At 70.2% G+C, this 23,478-nt stretch carries 16 protein-coding genes and 1 pseudogene; 8 read left to right on the forward strand and 9 right to left on the reverse strand.

Translation table 11 applies throughout. The annotated features are described in order from the left end of the window. Nucleotides 1–221 precede the first annotated feature (221 nt). Nucleotides 222–590 (reverse strand): substrate-binding domain-containing protein, encoded by a 369-nt coding sequence (locus ACFWBF_RS09715; protein ID WP_385597954.1) that lies wholly within the window; start codon nt 588–590, stop codon nt 222–224. On the opposite strand from ACFWBF_RS09715, the pseudogene ACFWBF_RS09720 reads away from it, so the two are divergent. From ACFWBF_RS09720 to ACFWBF_RS09740, 5 genes and pseudogenes are all read left to right on the forward strand, one after another. Next, nucleotides 495–734, forward strand: a pseudogene (locus ACFWBF_RS09720) (glycoside hydrolase family 6 protein); the annotation flags it as partial. The gene ACFWBF_RS09715 and the pseudogene ACFWBF_RS09720 overlap by 96 nt on opposite strands. A gap of 435 nt (nt 735–1,169) precedes the next feature. After that, on the forward strand, nt 1,170–2,600 hold the full coding sequence (locus tag ACFWBF_RS09725) for an endo-1,4-beta-xylanase (protein ID WP_385597841.1): 1,431 nt from the start codon (nt 1,170–1,172) through the stop codon (nt 2,598–2,600). A 94-nt stretch (nt 2,601–2,694) separates the two neighbouring features. Next, complete coding sequence (locus ACFWBF_RS09730) at nt 2,695–3,993, forward strand: RICIN domain-containing protein (RefSeq protein ID WP_385597957.1); 1,299 nt, start codon at nt 2,695–2,697, stop codon at nt 3,991–3,993. Between the two features lie 140 nt (nt 3,994–4,133). Then, on the forward strand, nt 4,134–5,246 hold the full coding sequence (locus ACFWBF_RS09735; RefSeq protein ID WP_385597844.1) for a glycoside hydrolase family 2 TIM barrel-domain containing protein: 1,113 nt from the start codon (nt 4,134–4,136) through the stop codon (nt 5,244–5,246). Further along, nucleotides 5,243–5,380 carry a hypothetical protein gene (locus tag ACFWBF_RS09740; RefSeq protein ID WP_385597847.1) on the forward strand — a complete coding sequence of 46 codons (138 nt, stop codon included), beginning with the start codon at nt 5,243–5,245 and terminating at the stop codon, nt 5,378–5,380. Before ACFWBF_RS09735 ends, ACFWBF_RS09740 begins: the two co-directional genes overlap by 4 nt. Before the next feature lie 52 nt (nt 5,381–5,432). Here the strand turns inward: ACFWBF_RS09740 and ACFWBF_RS09745 are convergent, their stop codons facing one another. Beyond that, complete coding sequence (locus ACFWBF_RS09745) at nt 5,433–7,904, reverse strand: glycoside hydrolase family 9 protein (protein ID WP_385597851.1); 2,472 nt, start codon at nt 7,902–7,904, stop codon at nt 5,433–5,435. A gap of 362 nt (nt 7,905–8,266) precedes the next feature. Beyond that, nucleotides 8,267–9,004 (reverse strand): L-ribulose-5-phosphate 4-epimerase AraD, encoded by a 738-nt coding sequence (gene araD, locus ACFWBF_RS09750; RefSeq protein ID WP_385597854.1) that lies wholly within the window; start codon nt 9,002–9,004, stop codon nt 8,267–8,269. Between the two features lie 320 nt (nt 9,005–9,324). Between araD and ACFWBF_RS09755 the strand changes: the two genes are divergently transcribed. Then, nucleotides 9,325–10,401 (forward strand): LacI family DNA-binding transcriptional regulator, encoded by a 1,077-nt coding sequence (locus ACFWBF_RS09755; protein ID WP_385597857.1) that lies wholly within the window; start codon nt 9,325–9,327, stop codon nt 10,399–10,401. Nucleotides 10,402–10,622: 221 nt separating this feature from the next. Here the strand turns inward: ACFWBF_RS09755 and ACFWBF_RS09760 are convergent, their stop codons facing one another. The 5 genes from ACFWBF_RS09760 to ACFWBF_RS09780 all read right to left on the reverse strand — a co-directional run bounded on the left by ACFWBF_RS09760 (nt 10,623) and on the right by ACFWBF_RS09780 (nt 16,635). Then, a complete protein-coding gene (locus ACFWBF_RS09760) occupies nt 10,623–11,753 on the reverse strand; it encodes an aldose epimerase family protein (protein ID WP_385597860.1) in 1,131 nt (376 codons plus the stop codon). Nucleotides 11,754–11,860: 107 nt separating this feature from the next. Beyond that, the gene (gene yjfF / locus ACFWBF_RS09765; RefSeq protein WP_385597863.1) at nt 11,861–12,883 is read right to left on the reverse strand and encodes a galactofuranose ABC transporter, permease protein YjfF; all 1,023 of its coding nucleotides are present in this window, start codon (nt 12,881–12,883) and stop codon (nt 11,861–11,863) included. Next, nucleotides 12,880–13,980 carry an ABC transporter permease gene (locus tag ACFWBF_RS09770; RefSeq protein WP_385597866.1) on the reverse strand — a complete coding sequence of 367 codons (1,101 nt, stop codon included), beginning with the start codon at nt 13,978–13,980 and terminating at the stop codon, nt 12,880–12,882. The genes yjfF and ACFWBF_RS09770 overlap by 4 nt, the downstream gene beginning before the upstream one ends. Beyond that, on the reverse strand, nt 13,977–15,542 hold the full coding sequence (locus ACFWBF_RS09775; RefSeq protein ID WP_385597869.1) for a sugar ABC transporter ATP-binding protein: 1,566 nt from the start codon (nt 15,540–15,542) through the stop codon (nt 13,977–13,979). Before ACFWBF_RS09775 ends, ACFWBF_RS09770 begins: the two co-directional genes overlap by 4 nt. Before the next feature lie 94 nt (nt 15,543–15,636). Continuing rightward, nucleotides 15,637–16,635 (reverse strand): ABC transporter substrate-binding protein, encoded by a 999-nt coding sequence (locus ACFWBF_RS09780; protein WP_385597872.1) that lies wholly within the window; start codon nt 16,633–16,635, stop codon nt 15,637–15,639. 553 nt (nt 16,636–17,188) lie between these two features. On the opposite strand from ACFWBF_RS09780, the gene ACFWBF_RS09785 reads away from it, so the two are divergent. Continuing rightward, nucleotides 17,189–18,883, forward strand: coding sequence for a ribulokinase (locus tag ACFWBF_RS09785; protein ID WP_385597875.1), 1,695 nt, complete (start codon nt 17,189–17,191; stop codon nt 18,881–18,883). Between the two features lie 82 nt (nt 18,884–18,965). After that, nucleotides 18,966–20,480, forward strand: a complete 1,515-nt coding sequence (araA, locus tag ACFWBF_RS09790; RefSeq protein ID WP_385597878.1) for an L-arabinose isomerase — start codon at nt 18,966–18,968, stop codon at nt 20,478–20,480. Between the two features lie 150 nt (nt 20,481–20,630). On the opposite strand, the gene ACFWBF_RS09795 is transcribed toward araA, so the two are convergent. Beyond that, nucleotides 20,631–23,249, reverse strand: coding sequence for an RICIN domain-containing protein (locus ACFWBF_RS09795; protein ID WP_385597881.1), 2,619 nt, complete (start codon nt 23,247–23,249; stop codon nt 20,631–20,633). Nucleotides 23,250–23,478 lie beyond the last annotated feature (229 nt).

Genomic DNA, 23,478 nt, shown 5'->3' on the forward strand with positions numbered 1-23,478 from the left:
CCAGTCCGCCATCTGCCGGTGGCAGCAGCCTCGCGGAGCCGATACGGAGAACCACCTCCTCAGCGTCTGACCCGCGCCCCGCCCTGACCCGGAACCGCCCTGCCCCGAACTTTGGGGCCCCGGTACGGGGCCGTGCGTGACCCTGCCGGAAGCGCCCACCGATCAGGCCGACGCGGGCAGACCGGGGGCGGACTCGCGCACGGTCAGGCGGGTCGGGAGGATCAGCGGCTGGGGCGGTTTCCTTCGATGGCACTGACCAGCATCCTGGCCCTCTCCTGCCCCAGCGCCCGCACCGGCTGATGGACCGTGGTCAGCGGCGGGCTGGTGTGCCGGGCGCTCGCCAGGTCATTGAAGCCGATCACCGCGATGTCCCCGGGCACCCGGAGCCCCCGTTCCCGCAAGGTGCGCAGAGCGCCGATGGCCATCGCGTCGGAGGCCGCGAACACCGCATCGGGATCAGCAGCGGCGACCCGCAAACCTGGTGCAACGCTCCCGGTCGCGGCATCGGCGACCGGCCGACCGCGAACACCGGCGTCCCGCTCGTCGACGCCTACGTGTGGATCAAGACCGTCGGACAGTCCGACGGCCAGTGCAACCGCAGCATCCCGGGCGGCACCATCGACCCGGAGTACGGGATCGTCGATCCCGCGGCCGGCGTGTGGTGGCCGGAGCAGGCCAAGTCCCTCGTCAAGAACGCCAACCCCGCACTGGAGTTCCACACGGTCCTACGCTGACCGGCCCCCGTGATCGACGTGGCCGGCGCCCGCCCTGGCCTCCGTCCTGCGCACCGCGGCCCATTGCACGCGCAGTCCCGGCTCCCGGAAGTTTATGGCGGGATTGGTTGCCCGAAAGTGAATGCGATGGATGTCCAGGGGACAACACGAGTCTCGAAATACTTTCGGTGAGGATCGCGCAATGGAAAGCGGCAACGGGGCTGCATCGAGGGAGGGTTCTCGAAATTCTTTCGAAACTCTTGACATGTTTCGGCGGGGTTTCCAGACTGAGGCCCGAGGCGGTGCCGCCCGTCTGTGTCCGGGTGCCGGGTGCCGGCCTTGGATCTTTACGCCCTTGTGGTGAGCGTCCTTTGTCAATGGACGCGGGCGTCGTTCACGCGGATTCACTCTGCCGCGCTCCAATCCTTCCGTGATTCCTGTCCTGGAGGCTCTTTCATGGGCTCAAATGCCATTCCCCCACCCACCGTCCGCCGGAAGATCGGCCGTCTTCGTACGGCCCTGGTCGTCGGCGTCCTCGGTTCGGCCGCCGTGCTGGTGGCTCCGCTGACCTCACATGCCGCCGAGAGCACGCTCGGTGGCGCGGCGGCGCAGAGCGGCCGTTACTTCGGCACCGCCATCGCCTCGGGCAGGCTCAACGACTCGGCGTACACGACGATCGCCGGCCGCGAGTTCAACTCGGTGACGCCCGAGAACGAGATGAAGATCGACGCCACCGAACCCCAGCAGGGCCAGTTCAACTTCACCGCCGGTGACCGCGTCTACAACTGGGCGGTGCAGAACGGCAAGCAGGTACGCGGCCACACCCTGGCCTGGCACTCCCAGCAGCCCGGCTGGATGCAGAGCCTCAGCGGCGGCACGCTGCGCCAGGCGATGACCAACCACATCAACGGCGTGATGGCCCACTACAAGGGCAAGATCGTCCAGTGGGACGTCGTGAACGAGGCCTTTGCCGACGGCAGCTCGGGGGCCCGGCGCGACTCCAACCTGCAGCGCACCGGCAACGACTGGATCGAGGTCGCCTTCCGCACCGCGCGCGCCGCCGACCCGGCCGCCAAGCTCTGCTACAACGACTACAACGTCGAGAACTGGACCTGGGCCAAGACCCAGGCCGTGTACGCCATGGTCCGAGACTTCAAGCAGCGCGGCGTGCCGATCGACTGCGTCGGCTTCCAGTCCCACTTCAACAACGACAGCCCCTACAACAGCAACTTCCGCACGACCCTGCAGAGCTTCGCCGCCCTAGGCGTCGACGTGGCCGTCACCGAACTCGACATCCAGGGCGCCTCGGCCACGACCTACGCCAACGTGACCAACGACTGCCTGGCCGTCCCGCGCTGCCTCGGCATCACCGTCTGGGGTGTGCGCGACACCGACTCCTGGCGATCGGAGCAATCGCCGCTGCTGTTCGACGGCAACGGCAGCAAGAAGCCCGCCTACACCTCCGTGCTCAACGCACTCAACGCCACCTCCCCTACCCCTTCGCCCGGTTCTGGACAGATCAAGGGCGTCGGGTCAGGCCGCTGCCTGGACGTGCCCGGTGCCAGCACCACCGACGGCACCCAGCTCAACCTGTGGGACTGCAACAACCGCACCAACCAGCAGTGGTCGTACACCGCCGGAGGCGAGCTCAGGGTCTACGGCAACAAGTGCCTGGACGCCGCCGGCACCGGCAACGGCGCCAAAGTCCAGATCTACAGCTGCTGGGGTGGCGACAACCAGAAATGGCGCCTCAACTCCGACGGATCCATCGTCGGCGTCCAGTCCGGCCTCTGCCTTGACGCCGCCGCCAACGGCACCGCCAACGGCACCCTGATCCAGCTCTACTCCTGCTCGAACGGCAGCAACCAACGCTGGACCCGCACCTGACCTGCCCCAGCGAAAGGGTGAACCGATGAAGACCCACGGTGCGGCTTCCCCCGCCCCTCCACAAAGCCATCGCTGGTGGTCCCGGTTCGCCGCCGTGGTGGCGGCGACCCTCGCGATCGGCATGCTCGTCGCCGTGAAGCCGACGCCCGCCGAGGCGGCGACCGTGGACACCAATGCCTGGTACGTCCTGGTCAATCGCAACAGCGGCAAGGCGCTGGACGTCTATGGCGTGTCCACCGCCGACGGCGCGCGGGTCACCCAGTGGACGCGCAGCGACGGAGCCAACCAGCAGTGGCAGTTCGTGGATTCCGGCGGCGGCTTCTACCGGCTCAAGGCCCGGCATTCGGGCAAGGTTCTCGACGTGGCCGGCGCCTCGACCGCCGACGGTGCCGCGATCGCGCAGTGGGCCGACGGCAACGGGGCCAACCAGCAGTTCCGCCTGGCCGACTCCGACGCAGGCCACGTCCGGTTGATCAACCGCAACAGCGGCAAGGCCGTGGAGGTACAGGGCGGCTCCACCGGCGACGGCGGCAACGTCGTCCAGTACACCGACTGGGGCGGCGGCAACCAGCAATGGCAGATGATCAAGCTGTCGTCCGGCGGCAGCGGATGCGGCAGCGCCCCGACCCTGGCGAGCGGTACGCACACGATCCAGAGCAGCGGTAAGAGCCGCAGCTTCATCCTCAGGGTTCCCGCCAACTACACCAACAGCCGGCCCTACCGGCTGATCTTCGCGTTCCACTGGCGGGGCGGAACCGCCGGCGAAGTCGCCTCGGGCGGAACGAGCGGGAACGCCTGGTCCTACTACGGCCAACAGGAACAATCGGACAACACCGCGATCCTCGTCGCCCCCCAGGGCCTCGGCAACGGCTGGGCCAATTCCGGCGGTGAGGACATCACCTTCGTCGATGGCATGATCCGGCGGATCGAGGGCGGTCTCTGCGTCAACACGGCGCAGCGTTTCGCCACGGGTTTCAGCTGGGGCGGCGGTATGAGCTACGCGCTCGCATGCACCCGGGCGAACGTCTTCAGGGCTGTCGCGGTCATCTCCGGCGGCGAGATCAGCGGGTGCAACGGCGGCGCCCTGCCCATCGCCTATTTCGCAATCCACGGCGTCAGCGACTCCGTCCTCGACATTGCGCAAGGACGCTCCCTACGCGACAGATTCGTCAGCAACAACGGCTGCACTCCCCAGAGCCCGCGCGAGCCTACGCCGGGCAGCCGGACGCACATCACCACCACCTACTCGGGCTGCCGTGCCGGGTACCCGGTCCAATGGGCCGCGTTCGACGGGGGCCACATGCCCGGTCCGGTCGACGGCTCCCCCGACGAGAGCGGCGTCGCGACCTGGACCAAGGGAGAGATCTGGAGGTTCTTCGCACAGTTCCAGTGACACACCCGCACCATGGAGTGGAGCCAGGGTGACCTGGCTCCACTCCAACAGACGGTCGGCGGGAACCAGGCGGGAGCGGCTGAACCCGCAGCCCGCCGAATGGAGCGGGACCCGCCGACGAGGCCGACGCGGACGCGCCGGTGCGGATCGGCATCCCGGTCCTCGGGATCCACGACCAGCCGGTCGGGGCCGAGTTCGCCTTCGCGGCGGTACGGCCCTGGAGCGCGGAGGATCCGCAGCTCTACGAGGCGTACCTGGCCACCGGCAGCGAGCGGGTCCGGATCCGGTTCGGGTTCCGTAGCGTGGCCGTCGACGAGGCCGGGGTGCTCCGGGTCAACGGCCGCCGGGTGGTGCTGCGCGGGGTGAACCGGCACGAGTTCGACCCCGATCACGGCCGTGCGCTCTCGCTCGAAACCATGCGCCGCGACGTGGAGTTGATGAAGCAGCACAACGTCAACGCGGTGCGCACCGCGCACTACCCGCCGCACCCCGCGTTTCTCGACCTGTGCGACGAGCTCGGCCTGCGGGTCATGGTCGAGTGCGACCTCGAGACCCACGGCTTCGAGTACGCCGACCCAGAGCGCTGGCAGCGCAACCCCTCCGACGACCCCCGCTGGCACGACGCCTACCTGGACCGCATCGAGCGGACCGTGGAACGGGACAAGAACCACCCGAGCGTCATCCTGTGGTCGCTCGGCAACGAGGCGGGGGACGGCCGCAACCTTCGGGCCATGTCCGAGTGGGTTCGGCGGCGCGACCCGTCCCGCCCGATTCACTACGAGGGCGACCGGCTCGGCGAGTACACCGACGTCCACGGCGAGATGTACCGCCCGCCCGCCGCCGTCGCCCGGATCGGCCGGGGACAACTGCTGCCGGGCGAGGTCTCCTACCCCGCCCGCGCCGGCTCCGGCGACCCCGCGGACGATCCGCGCAACCGCAAGCCCTTCCTGCTCACCGAGTTCGCCCACCAGGGACTGCGCACCCGTGACGCCCAGGGGCGCGAGTTCTTCTGCTACGGCGGCGACTTCGGCGAGGACCTGCACGACGGCAACTTCATCTGCGACGGCCTGGTCCTCCCCGACCGCACCCCCTCCCCCGGTCTCCTGGAGTACGCGAAGGTGATCGCCCCCGTCCGAATCGGCCCCGGCCCGGAGGCGGACACCCTCGCGGTGGAGAACCGCTACGAGGTGCTGGACCTGTCCCATCTGCGGTTCACCTGGTCGCTGGCCCGCGAAGGGGTCCGGGCCCGGTGATCCACCTCCACACCGACCACGCCGTCCAGGGCCTCGGCAGCGCCGCTGTCGGACCCGGTGTCCTGCCTCAGTACCGGCTCGAACTCGCGTCGGCGGACTTCGCGTTCATCCTGACTCCCCTACAGCGGAGCTGAGAGCACCGAGCGGTCCGCCGCACCAGAGTTCCTGGTGCGGCGGGCCACTCGTTCAGGAGCAGAGTGCCCCGTTGAGCGTGTAGCGCGCCGGGAGCGCGTTGGTACCCGAATACGTCGCCTGGAAGCCGAAGCTCACGCTGCCGCCGGGCGCCAGCGTGCCGTTCCACCCGGCGTCCCGGGCGGTGACCGTGCTGCCCGACTGGCTCACCGTGGCGTTCCAGGCGTTGCTGATCCGCTGATCACCCGTGAAGCTCCAGCCGAGGGTCCACCCGGAGATCGCCGAGGTTCCGGTGTTCCTCACGGTCACCGTCGCCGTGAAGCCGTTGCCCCAGGCGTTGTCGATCCGGTACGCCACCGTGCAGGGGGCCGCCGACGCGTCGTCGTCCGCCTCCGTCGCCGTGAACGTCGCCGGCCGCACGCCAGGACCACCGACCGTGAAAGTCGCGCTGCCCGACAACACGTCGGCATCCTGCGCGGCCGATACCGAAACCTGCTGCGCCGTCGCCCAGTTGGCCGGCGTGAACACCAGGGTCGCGGCTGCGGACAGGTCCTGGTCACCGGAGCTCCGGGCCACCGTCAGTGTGACGTTCTGCGCGGGCGCGGCCGACAGGCGCACGCCCGTCGGCGCCGAACCGCCCTCCGGGACCGTCACGGCCGCCGGTGTCACCTGGACCTCGGGCATCCCCGGGGTGCCGCGCCGCTCAGCCGCGAATGCCGCCAGCCAGGCCAGTGAGGCGTTCCAGTTGATGGCCACCTCGTTGGTGGAGTACGAGCCGATGTCGTCCACGTAGCACGCCGCCGGTGCGCAGCCCGCGAGCTTCTCCTTGGCCACCGGGTCCTCCAGCCCCGCGTTCGGGCCGCCCGCGAAGGAACCCGCCGGCGGGTGCGGCAGCGAGGAGTCGTTCTGGTGCGACCAGAACCGGTGGTGCTGGTTCTCGGAGGAGCGCTCGCCGTAGCCGGTGACGTAGGAGAGGTCGAGCGCGTTGCGGCCGAGCAGGTAGTCCAGGGACTCCAGCGCCCCGGCGCGGTACCGCTGTTGACCGGTGAGCTCGTACGCCACGGCCAGCACCATCGCGTTGTTGGTGACGGAGCTGTTGGAGCCCCACACGTACCCGGTGGCGGGGAGCGACACCGGGTAGCCCTGGCCGGCCATGGTGGACAGGTGGCCATCGGCGGCCGCGGTCAGCAGGCCACGCAGCCGGGCCGTGTCGTCAGCGGGCAGGGCCACGCCGGGGACGGTGGCGAGGGTGATCCGGCCGAGCGTCGCGGTGCCGCCCCACCAGAACCCGTCGACGGGCTTGGTGTGGTGCGGAGAGGAGGTGACGGCGTCCCGGTACTGTGACTCTCCGGTGGTGGCCAGGAGTTCCGCCGCCGCCCAGTAGAACTCGTCGGAGACGTCGGCGTCCTCGTACGCACCGCCGCCGGTGTTGTCGGTCGCCAGGGCGAGCACGTTCGGGTTGGCCTTGGCAGCCGTCCAGGCGCGGCGGGCCGCGTCCAGGCAGCGCGCGGCGAACGCGGCGTCGTACGGCGCGTACACCCGGGCGCACTGCGCGGCCGAGGCCGCCAGGTTCAGCGTCGAGGCGGTCGACGGCTTGTGCAACTCACGCTGCTCGGCGTCGGCTTCGGGCCGAGTCGGCAGGGCGGTCCACTTGGCGTCGTGCAACTTGTGGAAGGCCATCCCGGCCATCGGCTTCCCGGCCGGGACCTGCATCCGCAGCAGGAACTCCAGCTCCCAGCGGGCCTCGTCCAGCACGTCCGGCGTCCCGTTGCCGCGCTCCGGCACCCGCAGCGTCGCATCGCCGAGCGCCGCGTCGCCGCCCGAACGGCGGGCCCGCTCGAAGGAGTTGACCATTTCCCAGACGGAGATGCCGCCGTTGACCACGTACTTGCCGTGGTCGCCCGCGTCGTACCAGCCGCCACGCACGTCCAGTTGGTAGTCGCACACCCCGGCCTGGCAGGGCACACCGGTGTCGCCCTTGTTCGGGGCGACGCCCAGGTGCCCGGCGGGACGGGCGTAGGCACTGCCTCCCGCCAGGGCTGCGTCGATCGCAATACCGCTGCGCTGCTGGTAGAAGAACGACATGCTGTCGGCGCGCAGTCCGTCGTACAGCGATGCGGAGATGTCGAAGGGGTGGCTGGTCTGGCCGCCGACGCCCAGGGTGTAGCCGGTGCCGGTGCCGGTGTACGCGCCGAAGTCCACCAGGTGCGTGGACTGGCCGGACGCCTGGTCGGCGCCGCGCACCGTGGTGGTGCCCGAGGCGGCCACCGTGCCGGAGGCGTCGCGCAGTTGCCAGGCGAGCGGAGCGGTCGCGGAGCTGGCCACGGTGGCCCGCTTGGGGCCGTCGGGCAGGTAGCCGAGCTGGTTGACGCGGACGGGCGTGTCGGCAGCGGCGGCCACTGTGGCGGCAGCCGCGACCGGAACGGTCAGGGCGGCCGTGGACAGGCCGCCGACGGCCAGCGCGAAGCCGGCGAGCACGGCGGCCGCGCGACGTGGCACGCCGCGGGCGGAGGTGACAGGAGGCACGGGTGGAGCCTTCCTTGGTGGGTGGGGGACAAAAAGTGGGAGCGCTCCCAATCAAGCCAGCAGCCGGACTGCCCCGTCAAGACGCTTGGTTGCACGGGTAGTTGACCTGCCTTTTTGGCGCGACATCGACGTGCGTCCGGGACGGTGTCGGCCGTCGCGGTGCGGACGCGGGACGGTCGCGCCGGCCGCTGCGGTGCGTCGGCGCCGGCCAGGCGGCCGGCTCCCGGGCAAGGTCGCACCCCGGCACGGTGCCGACGCAGGCGATCCGGCCCCCGCCGCTGCGGCGGATGGTGAGGGCGGCCCGGCATCGGAACACCGAGGCGCAGCAGCCGCCGGCCGCGTCGCCGAGGCGGTGCGCGGCCTCAGGCGCCCGGGGCGTGCGGGGTGTTGCCGTAATACGCGTCCGGGCCGTGCTTACGGGTGAAGTGCCGCTCCAGCAGATGCCTCGGTGGTTCGGAGGTGTCCCCGAGGCGGGACCCCAGCGCCAGCGTGTGCAACGCCATCTCCGCCACGGCCTCGCAGACGACGGCGTTCTCCAGCGCAGCCTTCGCGGTGGCGCCCCAGGTGAAGGGGCCGTGTCGTGAGACGAGCGCTCCGGGGACCTCGTCGGCCCGACGGGGGTCGCCGTCGAGCCGGGCGACGATCACCTGTCCGGTGTTGTACTCGTAGTCCTGCGCGCACTGCTCGGCGGTGAGATCCGCCGTCACGGGGACGGGCCCGTTGAAGGTGTCGGCGTGTGTCGTGCCGAGCACGGGGATCGGGCGGCGCGCCTGGGCGAAGGCGACGGCGTGCGCCGAGTGCGTGTGGGTGACGCCGCCGATGGAGGGGAAGGCCCGGTAGAGGCACCGATGGGTTTCGGTGTCGGTGGACGGCCTCAGGTGCCCGTCGACGATCCGCCCGTCCTCCAGTGCCACCGCAACCAGGTCCTCCTCGGTGAGGTCGGCGTAGGAGACCCCGGATGGCTTGATGACGAAGACGCCGGCGTCTCGGTCCACTCCGCTGACGTTTCCCCAGGTGAGGGTGGCCAGACCGGCCTCGGGGATGCGCAGGTTGGCCGCGAGGACCTCGCGACGGAGGTCCTTGAGGATGGTCTTGCTCACTACGCTCTCACCGTCTCTCCGACATCCGCGGCAGTTTCTCGGGACCGGTGTCCGGCAGGCCCCGCAGTCGCGCATGAGTGGGCTGGACCGATCGGGGGCACGCGCTAGGCATGGCGGCTGCGCGACCGCAGCTGTCCCGGTCGAATTGTGAACGCTAACACGCTGAAATCTCAAGAGGCACGAGAAGATTGCTGCCCACAACATGCGGTCATCGCTGCATAATGTGAACGCCAACATCAATACCCCGTCGACAATCTCCCGATCGGCCCGAGACGTGTGCGGGCCTCGGCTGGTTCGGCACCTTGAGGGAAGGCCGCTCGATGAGGAAAGGAAGAGAGTTGACCCAGCTCCCAGACGTCTCGCGAGCGCCCACGATGACGGATGTCGCGCGCGTCGCCGGCGTGTCCCATCAGACCGTTTCACGGGTGCTCAGTGACCACCCGAACGTCAGCGCCAAGACCCGGGCCGCCGTGACACAGGTCATCGAGCAGCTGGGCTACCGCCGTAACTCGGCAGCCCGGGCCCTGGTCACCCGCCGGACCCACACGCTGGGCGTCATCGCGGTGAACACCACTCTGCACGGGCCCGCCAGCACCGTGGCGGGCGTTCAAGAGGCGGCTCGGGACCGCGGCTATCTGACGTCCGCCGTCACGCTTCGGACCGCCACGCAGACAGCTCTCGCCGAAGCCATGCAGCACCTCGCCGGGTGGGGCGTGGAGGGGATCGTCGCCGTCACTCCCCAACGCGATGCGGTGAGGGCCCTGGCGGCATTGGAAGCACCGTGCCCGGTCGTCACCGTGGAAGGCGGCCACACCCTGGACCTGCCAGGGGTGTCGCTGGACCAGAACCTCGGCGCTCGCATGATCACGGAACATCTTCTCGCGTCGGGCCACGCCACCGTATGGCATGTCGCGGGCCCTCCCGACTGGCTCGAGAGCGAGGCCCGCACGCAGGGGTGGGAGGACGCGCTACGAGAGGCCGGCGCCGAGGTGCCACCCCTGCTGCGCGGCGACTGGAGTCCGCTGTCGGGATACCAGGCCGGCCAGCAGCTCGCGGGCCGGGTCCGGGCTTCACGAGGGCGGGGAGCGGACCTCACCGCTGTGTTCGTCGCCAACGACCAGATGGCCCTCGGTGTGCTACGGGCCTTGCGGGAAGCGGGCCTGAGCACGCCAGAGGACGTGGCGGTCGCCGGCTTCGACGACATCCCCGAGGCGGAGTTCTTCCCGCCCCCGCTGACGACAATCCGTCAGGACTTCGCCTCGCTCGGCCGCGACAGCATCGGGCTGCTCCTGGACCACATCGAAGGCCGGACTGACGACTCGACGCACCTGGTGGTGGCGCCCGAGCTCATCGTGCGCGCCAGTACGGCCCGCAGGAGCTCTCCCCCCGGTAAATGACCCCCACCGCGCCCAGGGCCCTCCCCGTGACGAGCGGGGCCCCGGGCACCAACAGCACTTCGTACGGGGAAGGTGCCGGAGGCGTTCGCCGAGGGCGCGCCCCCGCAGTACGGCGACCCGGGCAAACGTGCGGGCGAAGCGGTCGGCGGAGGAGATCTTCGCGGCTCAGGATGGGCAGGCGACGACCGTACCGACCGCGGAGGCGGCCGGCGCCGCCCCTCTCAGGCAGTGACCGTGGTGAAACTGTGGATCGTGGTGGACCGGTACAGCTCACCCGGGCGCAGGAGGACCGTCGGGTAGTCGGGACGGTTCGGGGAGTCGGGGAAGTGCTGGGTTTCCAGCGCGACCCCCGCGTAGGCATGGTAGGGCCTGCCTCCCTTGCCCGTGATGTCACCGGTCAGGCCTTGGGCGGTGTAGACCTGGATGCCCGGTTCCGTTGTGAGCACGTCCATGCGGCGGCCGGATGCAGGGGCGTACAACACGGCGGCCTTCCGAGGACGGGCTCGCCGGGCGCCGTCGAGGACCCAGTTGTGGTCGAAGCCGCCACCGGCGAGAGCCAGTTGCGCATCCGTATGGGTCAGGACGTCGGAGAGCCGCCGGTGCCGGCGAAGGTCGAACGGGGTGCCGCTGACCGGGCGGTGAGGGCCGTCGGGGATCAACTCGGCGTCGACGGGGGTGTAGAGGGGGGCCGCTACCTGGAGGTGGTGGGCCAGGACGTTGCCGCGGCCCTCTCCTTCGAGGTTCCAGTAGGCGTGGTTGGTGAGGTTGACGATCGTCGGCGCGTCGGCGACCGCCTGGTACGACAGGGTCAAGTTGTCATCCCGGTCCAGCGTGTAGGTGACGCGGACGTTCAGGGCACCGGGGAATCCCTGGTCGCCGTCGGGGCTGTGCAGGAACAGGCGGACACCGGTGTGGTGCGCGGAGTGGAAGGGTTCGCACCGCCACACGCGCTGGTCGAACCCGTCGGGACCGCCGTGCAGCGTGTGCCCGTTCTCCTGGGTGGCGAGCCGGTGGGTGACGCCGTCGACGACGAGCCGGCCGCGCGCGATGCGGTTGGCGTAACGGCCCACCGTCGCACCGAAGTAGCGTGCCGAACCCTCGGAGGTGGCGGGGTCCTGGGCGGCGAGCACCACATCGGCAGTGTGGCCCCAGCGGTCCGGCAGGATCAGGGAGTGGAGGCGGGCTCCGCGCGTGTGGACCTCCGCGCGGGCCCGGCCGGGGAAGCCGAACCGCCACCTCTCCCCCGTTCCTTCATCGGCCATGCGCAGGGGACGGCCCGCCGCGGACAGGCGGGGGCCGGGAGTCTGCCTGGGATCAGCGGCCTGGCCGGTAGATTCGTATGCGTGTTCCATGACGGTGTTCCCTGGAAGTCGGTCCATCGGAGAGCATGCCGGGAAGCAAGGTGTGATCGCGGCACTCGAACGCTGTGGCAGGGGCTGACAGGCAGAGCAGCCGGGAATCAGTCGGCGGCTGGGCGGCGGCCGCTCATCAGACGTTGCAGCACGATGAACACGAGCAGCAGGGCGCCGATGACGATCCGGGTCCACCAGGAGCTGAGCGTGCCCTGGAAGTTGACGACCGTCTGGATCATGCCGAGGACGAGCACGCCGAGGGCGGTGCCCAGGACGAAGCCGGAACCTCCGGTCAGCAGCGTGCCGCCGATCACGGTGGCGGCGATCGCGTCGAGTTCCATGCCCATGGCGTGGAGGGCGTAGCCGGAGAGCATGTAGAAGGTCAGCAGTAGGCCGCCGAGTGTGGAGCACAGGCCGCTGACGGCGTACACGGCGATCTTGGTGGAGCCCGCCGGAAGACCCATCAGGCGTGCGGAGGACTCACTGCCGCCCAGCGCGTACACGTTGCGGCCGAAGCGCGTGTGGTGCAGTACGACGAAGGCGACCACCAGCACGGCCAAGGCGATGACCACCGGGATCGAGACGAACAGTCCCCCCGGGCCGTACAGCCGGGTCTGCGCGATTCCCGCCGTGGTGGGGTCGCTGATCGTGATGGATTCGGTGCTGATCGTGTAGCAGAGCCCGCGGGCGAGGAACATGCCGGCCAGGGTGACGATGAACGGCTGGATCTCGAAGGTGTGGATGATCCAGCCCATGAGCGCCCCGCTCGCGGCGCCGACCAGCAGGACCAGTGGAATGACGGTGGCCAGGGGCCAGCCGTGCGACTCGACGAGCCAGGCGGTGAGCATGGTCGACAGGGCCACCATGGAGCCGACGGACAGGTCGATGCCGCCGGTGAGGATGACGAAGGTCGCCCCGACGGCGACGACCAGGAGGAATCCGTTGTCGATCAGCAGGTTCAGCACGACTTGCGCGGAGAGGAAGCCCTCGTAGCGCACCGATCCGACGCTGAACATGACGACCAGCAGGACGGCCGTGACGATCAGTGGGATACGGGTGCGGGTGCGCGGGGACACGGCCGCGAAGGGGCGGGTGAGCCCAGCGGCGGCGCTCGCGATGCCGGTACTCATGCGCGTACCTCCTGCTGCTGCGGGGCGGCGCCCGCCGTGGTGTGGGAGCGGGGAGTGGTCGTCCTGCGGCGGCGCAGGACCTTGGCCCGGAAGACCGGGGACTGCACGAGGCAGACGACGATGACGACGAAGGCCTTGAAGACGAGAGTGGTCTCGGGTGGGACGCCGAGGGTGTAAACGGTGGTGGACAGGGTCTGGATGATCAGGGCGCCCAGGACGGTGCCGCCGAGGGAGAAGCGTCCGCCGGTCAGGGCGGTGCCGCCGACGACGACGGCGAGGATCGCGTCGAGTTCGATCCACAGGCCGGCGTTGTTGCCGTCGGCGCTGGAGACGTTGGAACTGATCATCAGCCCGGCGATGGCGGCGCACAGCGCGCTGAAGACGTAGACCAGGGCGAGCAGACCGCCGGCGCGGATGCCGACCAGGCGGCTGGCCGCGGGGTTGCCGCCCACGGACTCGATCAGCATGCCGAGTGCGCTGCGACGGGTGATGAAGGCGGTGAGCGCGACGAGGGCGGCTGCCAGGAGGACGGCGAACGGGAAGGTCAGCCAGTAGCCGCCTCCGATCATCTTGTAGGGGGCGCTGGTCACCGTGATGATCTGGCCGCCGGTGATCAGCTGGGCGACGCCCCGGCCCGCGACCATGAGGATCAAGGTGGCCACGATGGGCTGCACTCCCAGCCCGGACACCAGGAAGCCGTTGGCGAGGCCCAGCACGAGCGCGACGCCGAGTGCGAGGGCGACGGCCGTGAGCATGGTGGCGACGCTGCCGGGATGTGCGGCGGTGGAGATGTGCCCGCAGGCGAGGGCGCCGGCGATGGCGACGGTGGAACCCACCGAGAGGTCGATGCCGCGGGTGGCGATGACGAGGGTCATGCCGAGCGCCACCAGGGTGAGGGGCGCACCGAACTGGAGGATGTCGATGAGGCTGCCGTAGAGGTGGCCGTCGCGTACGCGGACGGAGAAGAAGTCGTGGTGGAACGCGAGGTTGCCGAGGAGCAGGGCCAGCAGGATGAGCGTCGGCCACAGCAGGCGGTGGCCGGCCAGCCGTCTCCCGATTCCGCCGACCGCCTTGGACTTGGCAGGCTGGGGGGTCATGAGTCCGCTCCGGTGGCGATGGTGGTGAGGATGCGTTCGGGCGTGACGCTGTCGTCGTTCGTGAGGGTGGCCACCATGCGGTGGTCGCGGAGCACGGCGATGTGGTGGCTCAGGCGCAGGACCTCTTCGAGTTCCGCCGAGATGAAGAGCACGGCGGTGCCTTCGCCCGCCAGGCGGGCCACGAGTTTCTGGATCTCCGCCTTGGCCCCGATGTCGATGCCCCGGGTGGGTTCGTCGAGGATCAAGAGCCGGGGTTCGGTCAGCAGCCAACGCGCGAGGAGGACCTTTTGCTGGTTGCCTCCGCTGAGGTGGCGTACCTGCGCTTCAGGGTCGGCGGGGCGGATGTCCAGGGCTTCGATCCAGTGCCGTGCCAGTTCGTCCTGTTTCGCACGGGCCAGCGGCCTGGTCCAGCCGCGGGCGGCCTGCAGAGCGAGGATGATGTTCTCGCGGACCGTGAGCTCGCCCACCAGCCCCTCGGACTTGCGGTTCTCGGAGCAGAACGCGATGCCTCGGGCGATGGCGTGGCGGGGGGTGCGCAAGAGTACCTTCTTGCCCTCGATGCTCACTTCTCCGCCGTCCGCGCTGTCCGCGCCGAACAGGAGGCGCGCCACCTCGGTGCGGCCTGAGCCCAGGAGGCCGGCCAGCCCGATGACCTCGCCGGCATGGATGTCGAGGTCGTACGGTTCGATCGAGCCGGTGCGGGTCAGTTGTCGTGCCTGGAGGAACGGCTCGCTGGTCTCCCGTTCGGCCGCTTCCTCGTGGGCACGTTCGGACAGCTGGTCGAGGGTGGCCAGTTCGCCGCCGATCATGCGCTGTACCAGCGTCACCGGAGTGAGTTCACCGATGGGGTACTCGCCTTCCAGCCAGCCGTTGCGCAGGACGGTGACGCGGTCGCAGAGATCGAATACCTGGTCGAGGAAGTGCGTGACGAACAGGATGGCCGCACCGCGGTCCCGCAGGCGCCGCACCAGCGTGAAGAGCTGGGCGACCTCCTCGCGATCCAGGCTGGAGGTGGGTTCGTCCAGGACGAGCACCTTCGCCGAGACGTCCACCGCCCGGACGATGGCGACCAGCTGCTGCACCGCCAGGGAGTGCGAACCGAGCAGACTGGTGACGTCCAGGTCGAGGTCCAGTCCCGTCAGCAGCTCTGCCGCCCGCTGCCGCATCGCGGACCAGTGGATGAGACCGAACCGGCGCGGTTCGCGCCCGATGAGGATGTTCTCGGCGACCGAGATGTTCGGGCAGAGGTTGACCTCCTGGTAGACGGTGCTGATTCCGGCCTGCTGCGCCTGGAGGGGGTCGCCGAACCTGTGGGGCCGGCCGTCGACGAGGACGGTGCCGCCGTCGGCGGGGTGGACACCGGTGAGCACCTTGATCAAGGTGGACTTCCCGGCGCCGTTCTCGCCCATCAGGGCGTGCACCTCACCGGGGAAGAGCCGCAGGGCGACTCCGTCGAGGGCGAGCACGCCCGGGAACTGCATGCGGATGCCCTGGGCTTCCAGGACCGGCCGCGGCTGCGGGCCGCCGACGTCCGTGGGCCGCGGGGTGGACGGGGATGCCATCCGCCCTCCTCTCATGGGTGGGGTGGTGGAGCGGGCTCCGGACGGTGGAGGAGGCACCGGGGCCGGGCCTCCTCCCGCACCGGAACGTGCGGTTTCAGTAGTTCCGGGACGGCAGCGCGGCCGCGGCCTTGTCCTGCGGGAAGACACCCTCCGCGGTCTCGACCCGAGCCGGCACGCTCTCCCCGGCCGCGACCTTCTTGGTCAGCTCCATCAGCTGGTCACCGAGCAGCGGGTTGCACTCCACCACCACGTTGATCTTGCCCTCGGTCATCGCGACGAAGGCGTCCTTGATCCCGTCCACCGAGATCACCTTGATGTCCGTCCCGGGCTTCTTGCCGGACTCCTCGATGGCCTGGATGGCGCCGAGGGCCATGTCGTCGTTGTGGGCGTAGAGGACGTCGATGTCCTTCTGCGACTTCAGGAACGCCTGCATGACCTCCTTGCCCTTGGCGCGGGTGAAGTCGCCCGACTGCGAGGCAACGATCTTGAACTTGCCGTCGGCACGGATGACGTCGGCGAAGCCGGCCTTGCGGTCGTTGGCGGGTGCGGAGCCCGTGGTGCCCTGGAGCTCGACGATGTTGACCGGGCTCTGCTCGTTCGCGTACGCGCCGGTCAGCCACTCGCCCGCGGACTTGCCCTCCTTGACGAAGTCCGAGCCCAGGAAGGTCTTGTAGAGGGAGGTGTCCTTGGTGTCCACGGCGCGGTCGGTGAGGATGACGGGGATGCCTGCGTCCTTGGCCTCCTTCAGCACCGTGTCCCAGCCGGACTCCACGACCGGCGAGAAGGCGATGACGTCGACCTTCTGCTGGATGAAGTTGCGGATCGCCTTGATCTGGTTCTCCTGCTTCTGCTGCGCGTCGGAGAACTTGAGGGTGATCCCGGCCTTCTTCGCCGCCTCCTGGACGGACTTCGTGTTGGCGGTACGCCAACCGCTCTCGGCGCCGACCTGGGCGAAGCCGAGGGTGATCGTGCCCTTGGAGCCTCCCTTGGCTGCCGAGGAGGGGCCCGGGGTGGGGCTCTTGGTCGAGCAGGCGGTCAACGCCGAGGAGGCGAGAAGGGCGGCGGTGAGGACGAGAACTGCTCTGCGGGCCATGTCGAGTGTCCTTTCAGGGTGTACGGAGAAGGCGCCGCACGGCCGGGGCCGGGCTTTGCCCAAGAGGGGTCCCAGGGGTGCCGCGCTGCGCGACGGCCGGGGCGGGCGGCGTCGGGTCGGGCGGCGGGGCGGGGCGGGGTCGGCAGACGAGGGATCCCCTTGGGGCGGGGGCGCTGTCGCATTGTGAGCGCTAACAAGCCGTGTTCTCAACCCCCTTGCGCGCGTTACCTGTCCGTTACCGCGTCGGGTGCGGCAAGGAGGCGGACTCCCCCCTCTTCGCGTCGCCATCGACTCCGGCCCCGCCACCGGAACGGTGCCCCAACCCGCGCCGCGTCGAAGGCAGATCCACTCGGGCCGCCCGAGGTCTACGGAGGTCACTGCGCTGCCGGAGCTCACATACGACTCGCGCGGACCTCTTGCCGATCGACATTGTTAGCGCTCACACTACGAGGGGACCACCCGCCCGGCCGCCAGGATCGCGGCGGGCAACTCCGCCTGCCGGGCCGCCTGCCGCGCCGCCTGCTGCCCCACGGCTCCTTCGAAAGGCACTCTGTTGACGTCACCCCATCACCTTGCGCCCACCCCGTATTCCGAGGAATCGGAGCAGTACACGGTCGGCGTCGACTTCGGCACACTGTCGGGCCGCGCCGTGGTGGTGCGGGTTCGCGACGGTCAGGAGCTGGCCGCGGCGGTCCACGCCTACCAGCACGGAGTCATCGACCGGCAGCTGCCGCACGGCGGTGCGCAGCTGCCTCCGGACTGGGCCCTGCAACACCCCCAGGACTGGCGGGACGTACTGCGCCGCGCCGTCCCGGAGGCCGTGGCGGCGGCCGGGATCGACCCTGCCGCGGTGATCGGCATCGCCACCGACTTCACCGCGTGCACCGTCCTGCCCACGCTGGCCGACGGGACTCCCCTCGCCGAGACGGAGCTCGCCGGACGACCGCACGCGTGGCCCAAGCTCTGGAAGCACCACGCGGCCCAGTCGCATGCCGACCGCATCAACGAACTCGCCCACGCCCGCGGGGAGAAATGGATCGCCCGCTACGGCGGCCGGATCTCCGCCGAGTGGCAGTTCGCGAAGGCACTCCAGGTCTTGGAGGAGGATCCGCTCGTCTACGAAACCTGCGCGCGGTGGATCGAGGCCGCCGACTGGATCGTGTGGCAGCTCACCGGAACCGAGTCCCGCAACGCCTGTACCGCCGGATACAAGGGCATCCACCAGGACGGCGCGTACCCGAGCGAGGAGTACCTGGCCGCGCTGAACCCCCGGTTCGCCGACTTCGCGCGCACCCGCCTCGAATTCCCCCTCTCCGCGCTGGGCTCACGAGTGGGCTCGCTCAGTACCGAGGCAGCAGCTTGGACAGGCCTGCGCCCCGGCATCGCCGTGGCCGCGGGCAACGTCGACGCCCACGTCACCGCAGCGGCGGCCCAGGCCGTCGAGGACGGTCAACTGCTCGCCATCATGGGCACCTCCACCTGCCACGTCGTGAACACCCCCGTCCTCGCCGACGTCCCCGGCATCTGCGGTGTCGTGGGCGGTGGGATCGTCGAGGGAACCTACGGCTACGAGGCCGGCCAGAGCGCGGTCGGTGACATCTTCGCCTGGGTACTGGACCAGGGCGTCCCGTCGGACTACCTCGCCGAGGCCGCCGACCGCGGCGAGGACCTGCACACCCTGCTGACCCGGAAAGCCGCCCGTCAGCCGGTCGGCGGCCACGGACTGGTCGCCCTCGACTGGCTGAACGGCAACCGTTCGGTCCTCGTCGACCACCACCTCTCCGGAGTCATCGTGGGTCTCACCCTCGCGACGCGCCCCGAGGACGTCTACCGCGCGCTGCTCGAAGCCACCGCGTTCGGCACCCGCGTCATCGTGGAGGCCCTGGAGGCGGGCGGCGTACCGGTGCACGAGTTCATCGTCGCCGGCGGACTGCCCAAGAACGAACTGCTGATGCAGATCTACTCCGACGTGCTACGCCGCCCCGTCTCCCTCGCCGCGTCCGACCAGGGCCCCGCCCTCGGGTCGGCCATCCACGCCGCCGTGGCCGCCGGCGCGCACACCGACGTACGAGCGGCCACCGCCGCCATGGGCCGCCGACGGCCCGCCGTCTACACGCCCGACGCCTCCCGGGCCGACGCCTACGACGCCCTCTTCGCCGAGTACCGGCTCCTGCACGACCACTTCGCCTCCGGCGGCCTGCTGCACCGCCTGAGGAACATGCGCGACACGACCCACACCGCGGGCTGACCCCGCCCCGCCGTTCGTTCCCGCTTCCCCACCCGCCCGCCGCCCTCGCCACCGTCGCGGGACGTCACCTTCAGGAGTCCATGTGCCCAGCCGAGCAGCATCCCCCACCCAGGAAATCTGGTTCCTCACCGGCAGCCAAGGCCTGTACGGGGAGGAGACGCTGAAGCAGGTCGCCGACCAGTCGCGGCAGATCGCCACCGCGCTGACCGACACCTCCGGCATTCCCGTGCGCGTGGTGTGGAAGCCGGTACTGACCGACGCCGACGCCATCCGCCGGGTGTGCCTCGACGCGAACGCCGACGACCGGTGCATCGGGCTCATCGCCTGGATGCACACCTTCTCGCCGGCCAAGATGTGGATCGCCGGACTGGACGCGCTGCGCAAGCCGTTGCTGCACCTCCACACCCAGTCGAACGTGGCCCTGCCCTGGGACACCATCGACATGGACTTCATGAACCTCAACCAAGCCGCCCACGGAGACCGCGAGTTCGGGCACATCCAGGCCCGTGTCGGCGTACCCCGCAAGACCGTGGCCGGCCACGTCACCGACCCGGTGACGACCGCACGCGTCGCGATCTGGGCGCGGGCGGCGGCCGCACGATCCGAACTGGCCACCCTCAAGGTCGCCCGCTTCGGCGACAACATGCGCGACGTGGCCGTCACCGAGGGCGACAAGGTCGAGGCCCAGCTGCGCTTCGGCGTCTCCGTCAACACCTACGGCGTCAACGACCTGGTGGAGGTCGTCGACAGCGCGGACGAGACCGAGGTGACGTCCCTCGTCGAGGAGTACGCGGACCTGTACCACCTGGCGCCGGAACTGCGAACGGGAGGCGATCGGCACGACTCGCTGCGTTACGCGGCCCGCATCGAAGCCGGCCTGCGCACCTTCCTCGCAACGGGCGGCTTCGGGGCCTTCACCACCAACTTCGAGGACCTGGGCGGACTGCGCCAGCTGCCCGGCCTCGCGGTCCAGCGGCTCATGGCCCAGGGGCACGGCTTCGGAGGAGAGGGCGACTGGAAGACCGCCGTCCTGCTGCGCGCCCTCAAGGTGGCCGCCACCGGCCTCCCGGGCGGCACCTCCTTCATGGAGGACTACACCTACGACCTGACAGCGGGCAACCAGCTCATCCTCGGCGCGCACATGCTGGAAGTCTGCCCCACCATCGCGGCCGCCAGGCCCAGCTGCGAGATCCACCCCCTCGGCATCGGCGGGCGGGAGGACCCGGTGCGCCTGGTGTTCGACGCGGCCCCCGGCCCGGCCGTGGTGGTCGGGCTCGCCGACCTCGGCGACCGCTTCCGCCTGATCGCCAACGACATCGACGTGGTGGCACCCCCTCACCCGCTGCCCGCCCTGCCCGTCGCCCGCGCGGTCTGGCGGCCCCGCCCCGACCTGCGGACCTCCACCGAATCCTGGCTGACGGCCGGAGGACCGCACCACACCGTCCTCAGCACCGCCCTCACCTGCGACCACCTCGACGACCTGGCGGAAATGCTCCGCCTGGAACTCGCCCTCATCGATGAGACCACCACCCCGAAGCAGTTCCGGCGCGAGCTCCGCTGGAACCAGGCGTACTACCGGCTGGCACGGGGACTGTGAACCACCCCAGGCCGGTCCCGAGCCACGGGCCGCACCCTGCGGGATCCGGGGCCCGCCCGTGGGCATGAAGGAAGCGGGCGGGCCCCGGACGGGGTGGGCGCGTGCACACGGTGGTGCAGGCGCTCCTGCGGCACCGCTCGGGCGTCGGGGTCAGGACGGGTCGCCGTACTGGAGGCCGCGTCCGTTGGTGCCGACATAGACGCGCCCGTAGGTGTCGGGGTCGCCGGTGATGACGCCGACGCCGCCGATGCTGCCCCACTGGTGGGCGTCGTCGTTGACGCGTAGCCAGGTGGCGCCCTTGTCGGTGGAGCGGAAGACTCCGGTGACGTCCTTGACGGTGCCGATCAGGTACAGGGCCTGATAATCGGCGCCCGGCGCGGCCTTGCCGAAGCCGAGCGCGGAGGCGGACTGCACCGTTTTGAGCGTGGTGAAGGTGCGGCCGCCGTCGGTGGAGTGCAGCAGTCCCGTGCCGCCGCCGGAGATCCACAGGTCTCCGGCGATGCCGGGGACGGCCGTGAGCCGGCCGGCGGGCAGGTTGGTGGCACGGGCGGTGAAGGTCGCGCCGCCGTCGGTGCTGGCGTAGAGCGCGCCGTCGGCCAGTGAGTAGAAGGTCTTGGCCGAGGAGCGGTCGGCGACGACCACGGCGCCGGTGCCCAGGCCGCTGACCTTCGACCAGCTCGCCCCCTTGTCGGTCGAGCGGTACGGGGCCTGACCGGCCTCGGTCCAGACGATCGCGGAGCCGTCCGCCCCGAGCGCTACATGGCCGCTGTCGGCGCTGCCCACCGGCTCTGACGTGAAGCCGTTCCAGCTGCTGCCGCCGTCGGTGGAGTAGGCGCCGTCCTTCGTGCCGCCACGGCCGACGCGGACCATCAGCGCAGGGTTGGACTGGGCGAAATCGATGTCGGTGCTGGTGATCATCATCGGGTTGTCCAGCCGCCCGGCGGGCACCTTCGTCAGGGAGTCGTGGCGGAAGCCGCCCAGGTCGCCCATGCCGGTGATGACGGTGGCGCCGCCGGGCGGGGCGATCGCGTCCATCAGCGAGGTCTCCTCCAGCCCTCGGGACCCCACGATCCAGTGGCTGGTGCCGCCGTTGTCGGTGGCGGTGGCGTCCTTGCTGCGCCAGATGCCGCTGCCGGTGCCGTACAGCACGTGCCCGGAGTTGAAGGGGTCGATGGCCAGGGCGGTCATCCAGTGCCCGATGCCGGTACCGACGTAAGGCGCGCCGGAGGCGTCCCGCTCCGATTTCGCGGCCTGTGCCTTCCAGGTCGCGCCGCCGTCGGTGCTCCGGTACAGCTCGTCCTGGGGCCACCAGCGGTGAAGGGTGGTGACCATCACCGTGGACGGCTTCTGCGGGTCGACGGCCAGACCGGAGAACCCGTAGTTGCCCTGGGACGGGGAGACGTTCTTCCATGCCCCGCCGGCCGGCGTGTACTTCCACACCGAACCCGCCGTCGCGTCGCCGATTGAGTTGGCGTAGGTCAGGTACAGCGAGCCGTCACCGGAGACCACGCCGTGCTGCGGCATCTCGCCGGTGGGCTGCCCGGAGACGGCCTGCCAGGTGCTGCCGCCGTCGGTGGAGCGGTACAGGGAGGTGGACTTGTCGGCGACGCCGACGTAGACCGTCCTGCTGCCGGCCGGGCCGTACGTCACGAAGGCGATGCCCGCGCCGCTGCTCGCCCCGTCCTTGACGGGGAACGAGGAGACCTGGCTCCAGGTCACGCCGTGGTCGGTACTGCGCCACAGGCCGTTCTTGCGGGTACCCAGCAGCAGGGTGCCGTTGTCCGAGGGGTTGATCGCCAGCCGCTCGCCCGCCCCGCGGCCGTGTTCGTTGGCGCCCAGCTTGAACGGCAGAGCGGTGCGCTGGAAGGTGCGGCCCCGGTCCGTGGAGCGCAGCATCTCCGCGTTGCCGGCCCAGTCGTTGGTGTAGGTGCCCGCCGCGACATAGAGCCGGTTGGGGTCGACGGGGTCGGTGGCCAGCGAATCGATGCCCAGCAGGTTCCAGTCCTTCTCGCCGGCCCAGTCGGTCAGCGGGATCCACTGCTCGGCCGCGGAGTCCCAGCGGTAGGCGCCGCCCATGTCGGTGCGCGCGTACAGCAGGCCCTTGTCGCGGGGGTTGAACACCAGCCCGGTGACGTAACCGCCGCCCATCACCTGGGCGTTGTTCCACACATACGGTCCGGCCCCGGCCGCCTGGGCCTTGGCCGCTTTCACCAGCTTCCACTGCTGGTTCGTGCTGCCCTTGCCCTGGAACTGGATGACTGCCGCGCCGTCGGCCGTGGAGTCCCCGGAGACGTCCAGGACCCGGCCGCTCCTGCGGGAGGTGAAGGTGACGGCGTCGGAACCGCTCACCTCGTCGATCCGCCACTCCTGGGACGTGGAGGAGCTGTCGGTCTGCTGCTCGGCGGCGGCGGCCTGGGCGGTGGAATCGCCCGCCATGCCCAGCACTTTGCCGCTGTTGCGGTTCACCAGCTCGTAGTAGCCGTCCCCGCTGGGTCTCAGCTTCCATTGCTGATTGGCGGTGTTCTGGTCGGTCCACTGCTGGATGCGGGTGCCGTCGGCGGTGGAGAAGCCGTTGACGTCCAGCACCTTGCCGCTGCGTACGGAAACCAGCCGGTAGTAGGCATCGCCGTCGACCGTCGCGGCCTGTGAGTCCTCCTGCACGAACAGGAGATACGGCACGAGGACGGCGGGCACGCCGACCAGCAGACCGGTCGCGGTCCAGCGACGGCGGTGACGCCCGCGGCGCCCGCCGTTCGTGGGGTTGTTCATGGGGGGTGTTCTCCTTGCATGCCACCAGAGGAAAGTGGATCCGGCGACCGAAACGGCCGGATCCGACTCCTTGTGGTCACAGGCCCCGCAAAGGGTTGCCCTGAGCCGGGAGCTTTTTTCACGCGCGGTACCGGGCCCTCCAAGTCGGCGCGGGCCAGTCCGGTGATCCAAGGCACAGGCTTTGGCCGCATACCCTTGCCGACGCCAAGGTGCGGCGCCGTACTCGGCG

The sequence above is a fragment of the Streptomyces sp. NPDC060028 genome, assembly GCF_042736725.1.
Classification (GTDB): domain Bacteria; phylum Actinomycetota; class Actinomycetes; order Streptomycetales; family Streptomycetaceae; genus Streptomyces.

Excerpts from the sequence above, each read along its gene's own strand:
- ACFWBF_RS09725 (WP_385597841.1), top strand. The coding sequence starts at position 1,170 with ATGGGCTCAAATGCCATTCCCCCACCCACCGTCCGCCGGAAGATCGGC.
- ACFWBF_RS09755 (WP_385597857.1), top strand. The coding sequence starts at position 9,325 with ATGAGGAAAGGAAGAGAGTTGACCCAGCTCCCAGACGTCTCGCGAGCG.
- ACFWBF_RS09760 (WP_385597860.1), bottom strand. The coding sequence starts at position 11,753 with ATGGAACACGCATACGAATCTACCGGCCAGGCCGCTGATCCCAGGCAG.
- yjfF (WP_385597863.1), bottom strand. The coding sequence starts at position 12,883 with ATGAGTACCGGCATCGCGAGCGCCGCCGCTGGGCTCACCCGCCCCTTC.
- ACFWBF_RS09770 (WP_385597866.1), bottom strand. The coding sequence starts at position 13,980 with ATGACCCCCCAGCCTGCCAAGTCCAAGGCGGTCGGCGGAATCGGGAGA.
- ACFWBF_RS09775 (WP_385597869.1), bottom strand. The coding sequence starts at position 15,542 with ATGGCATCCCCGTCCACCCCGCGGCCCACGGACGTCGGCGGCCCGCAG.
- ACFWBF_RS09780 (WP_385597872.1), bottom strand. The coding sequence starts at position 16,635 with ATGGCCCGCAGAGCAGTTCTCGTCCTCACCGCCGCCCTTCTCGCCTCC.
- ACFWBF_RS09795 (WP_385597881.1), bottom strand. The coding sequence starts at position 23,249 with ATGAACAACCCCACGAACGGCGGGCGCCGCGGGCGTCACCGCCGTCGC.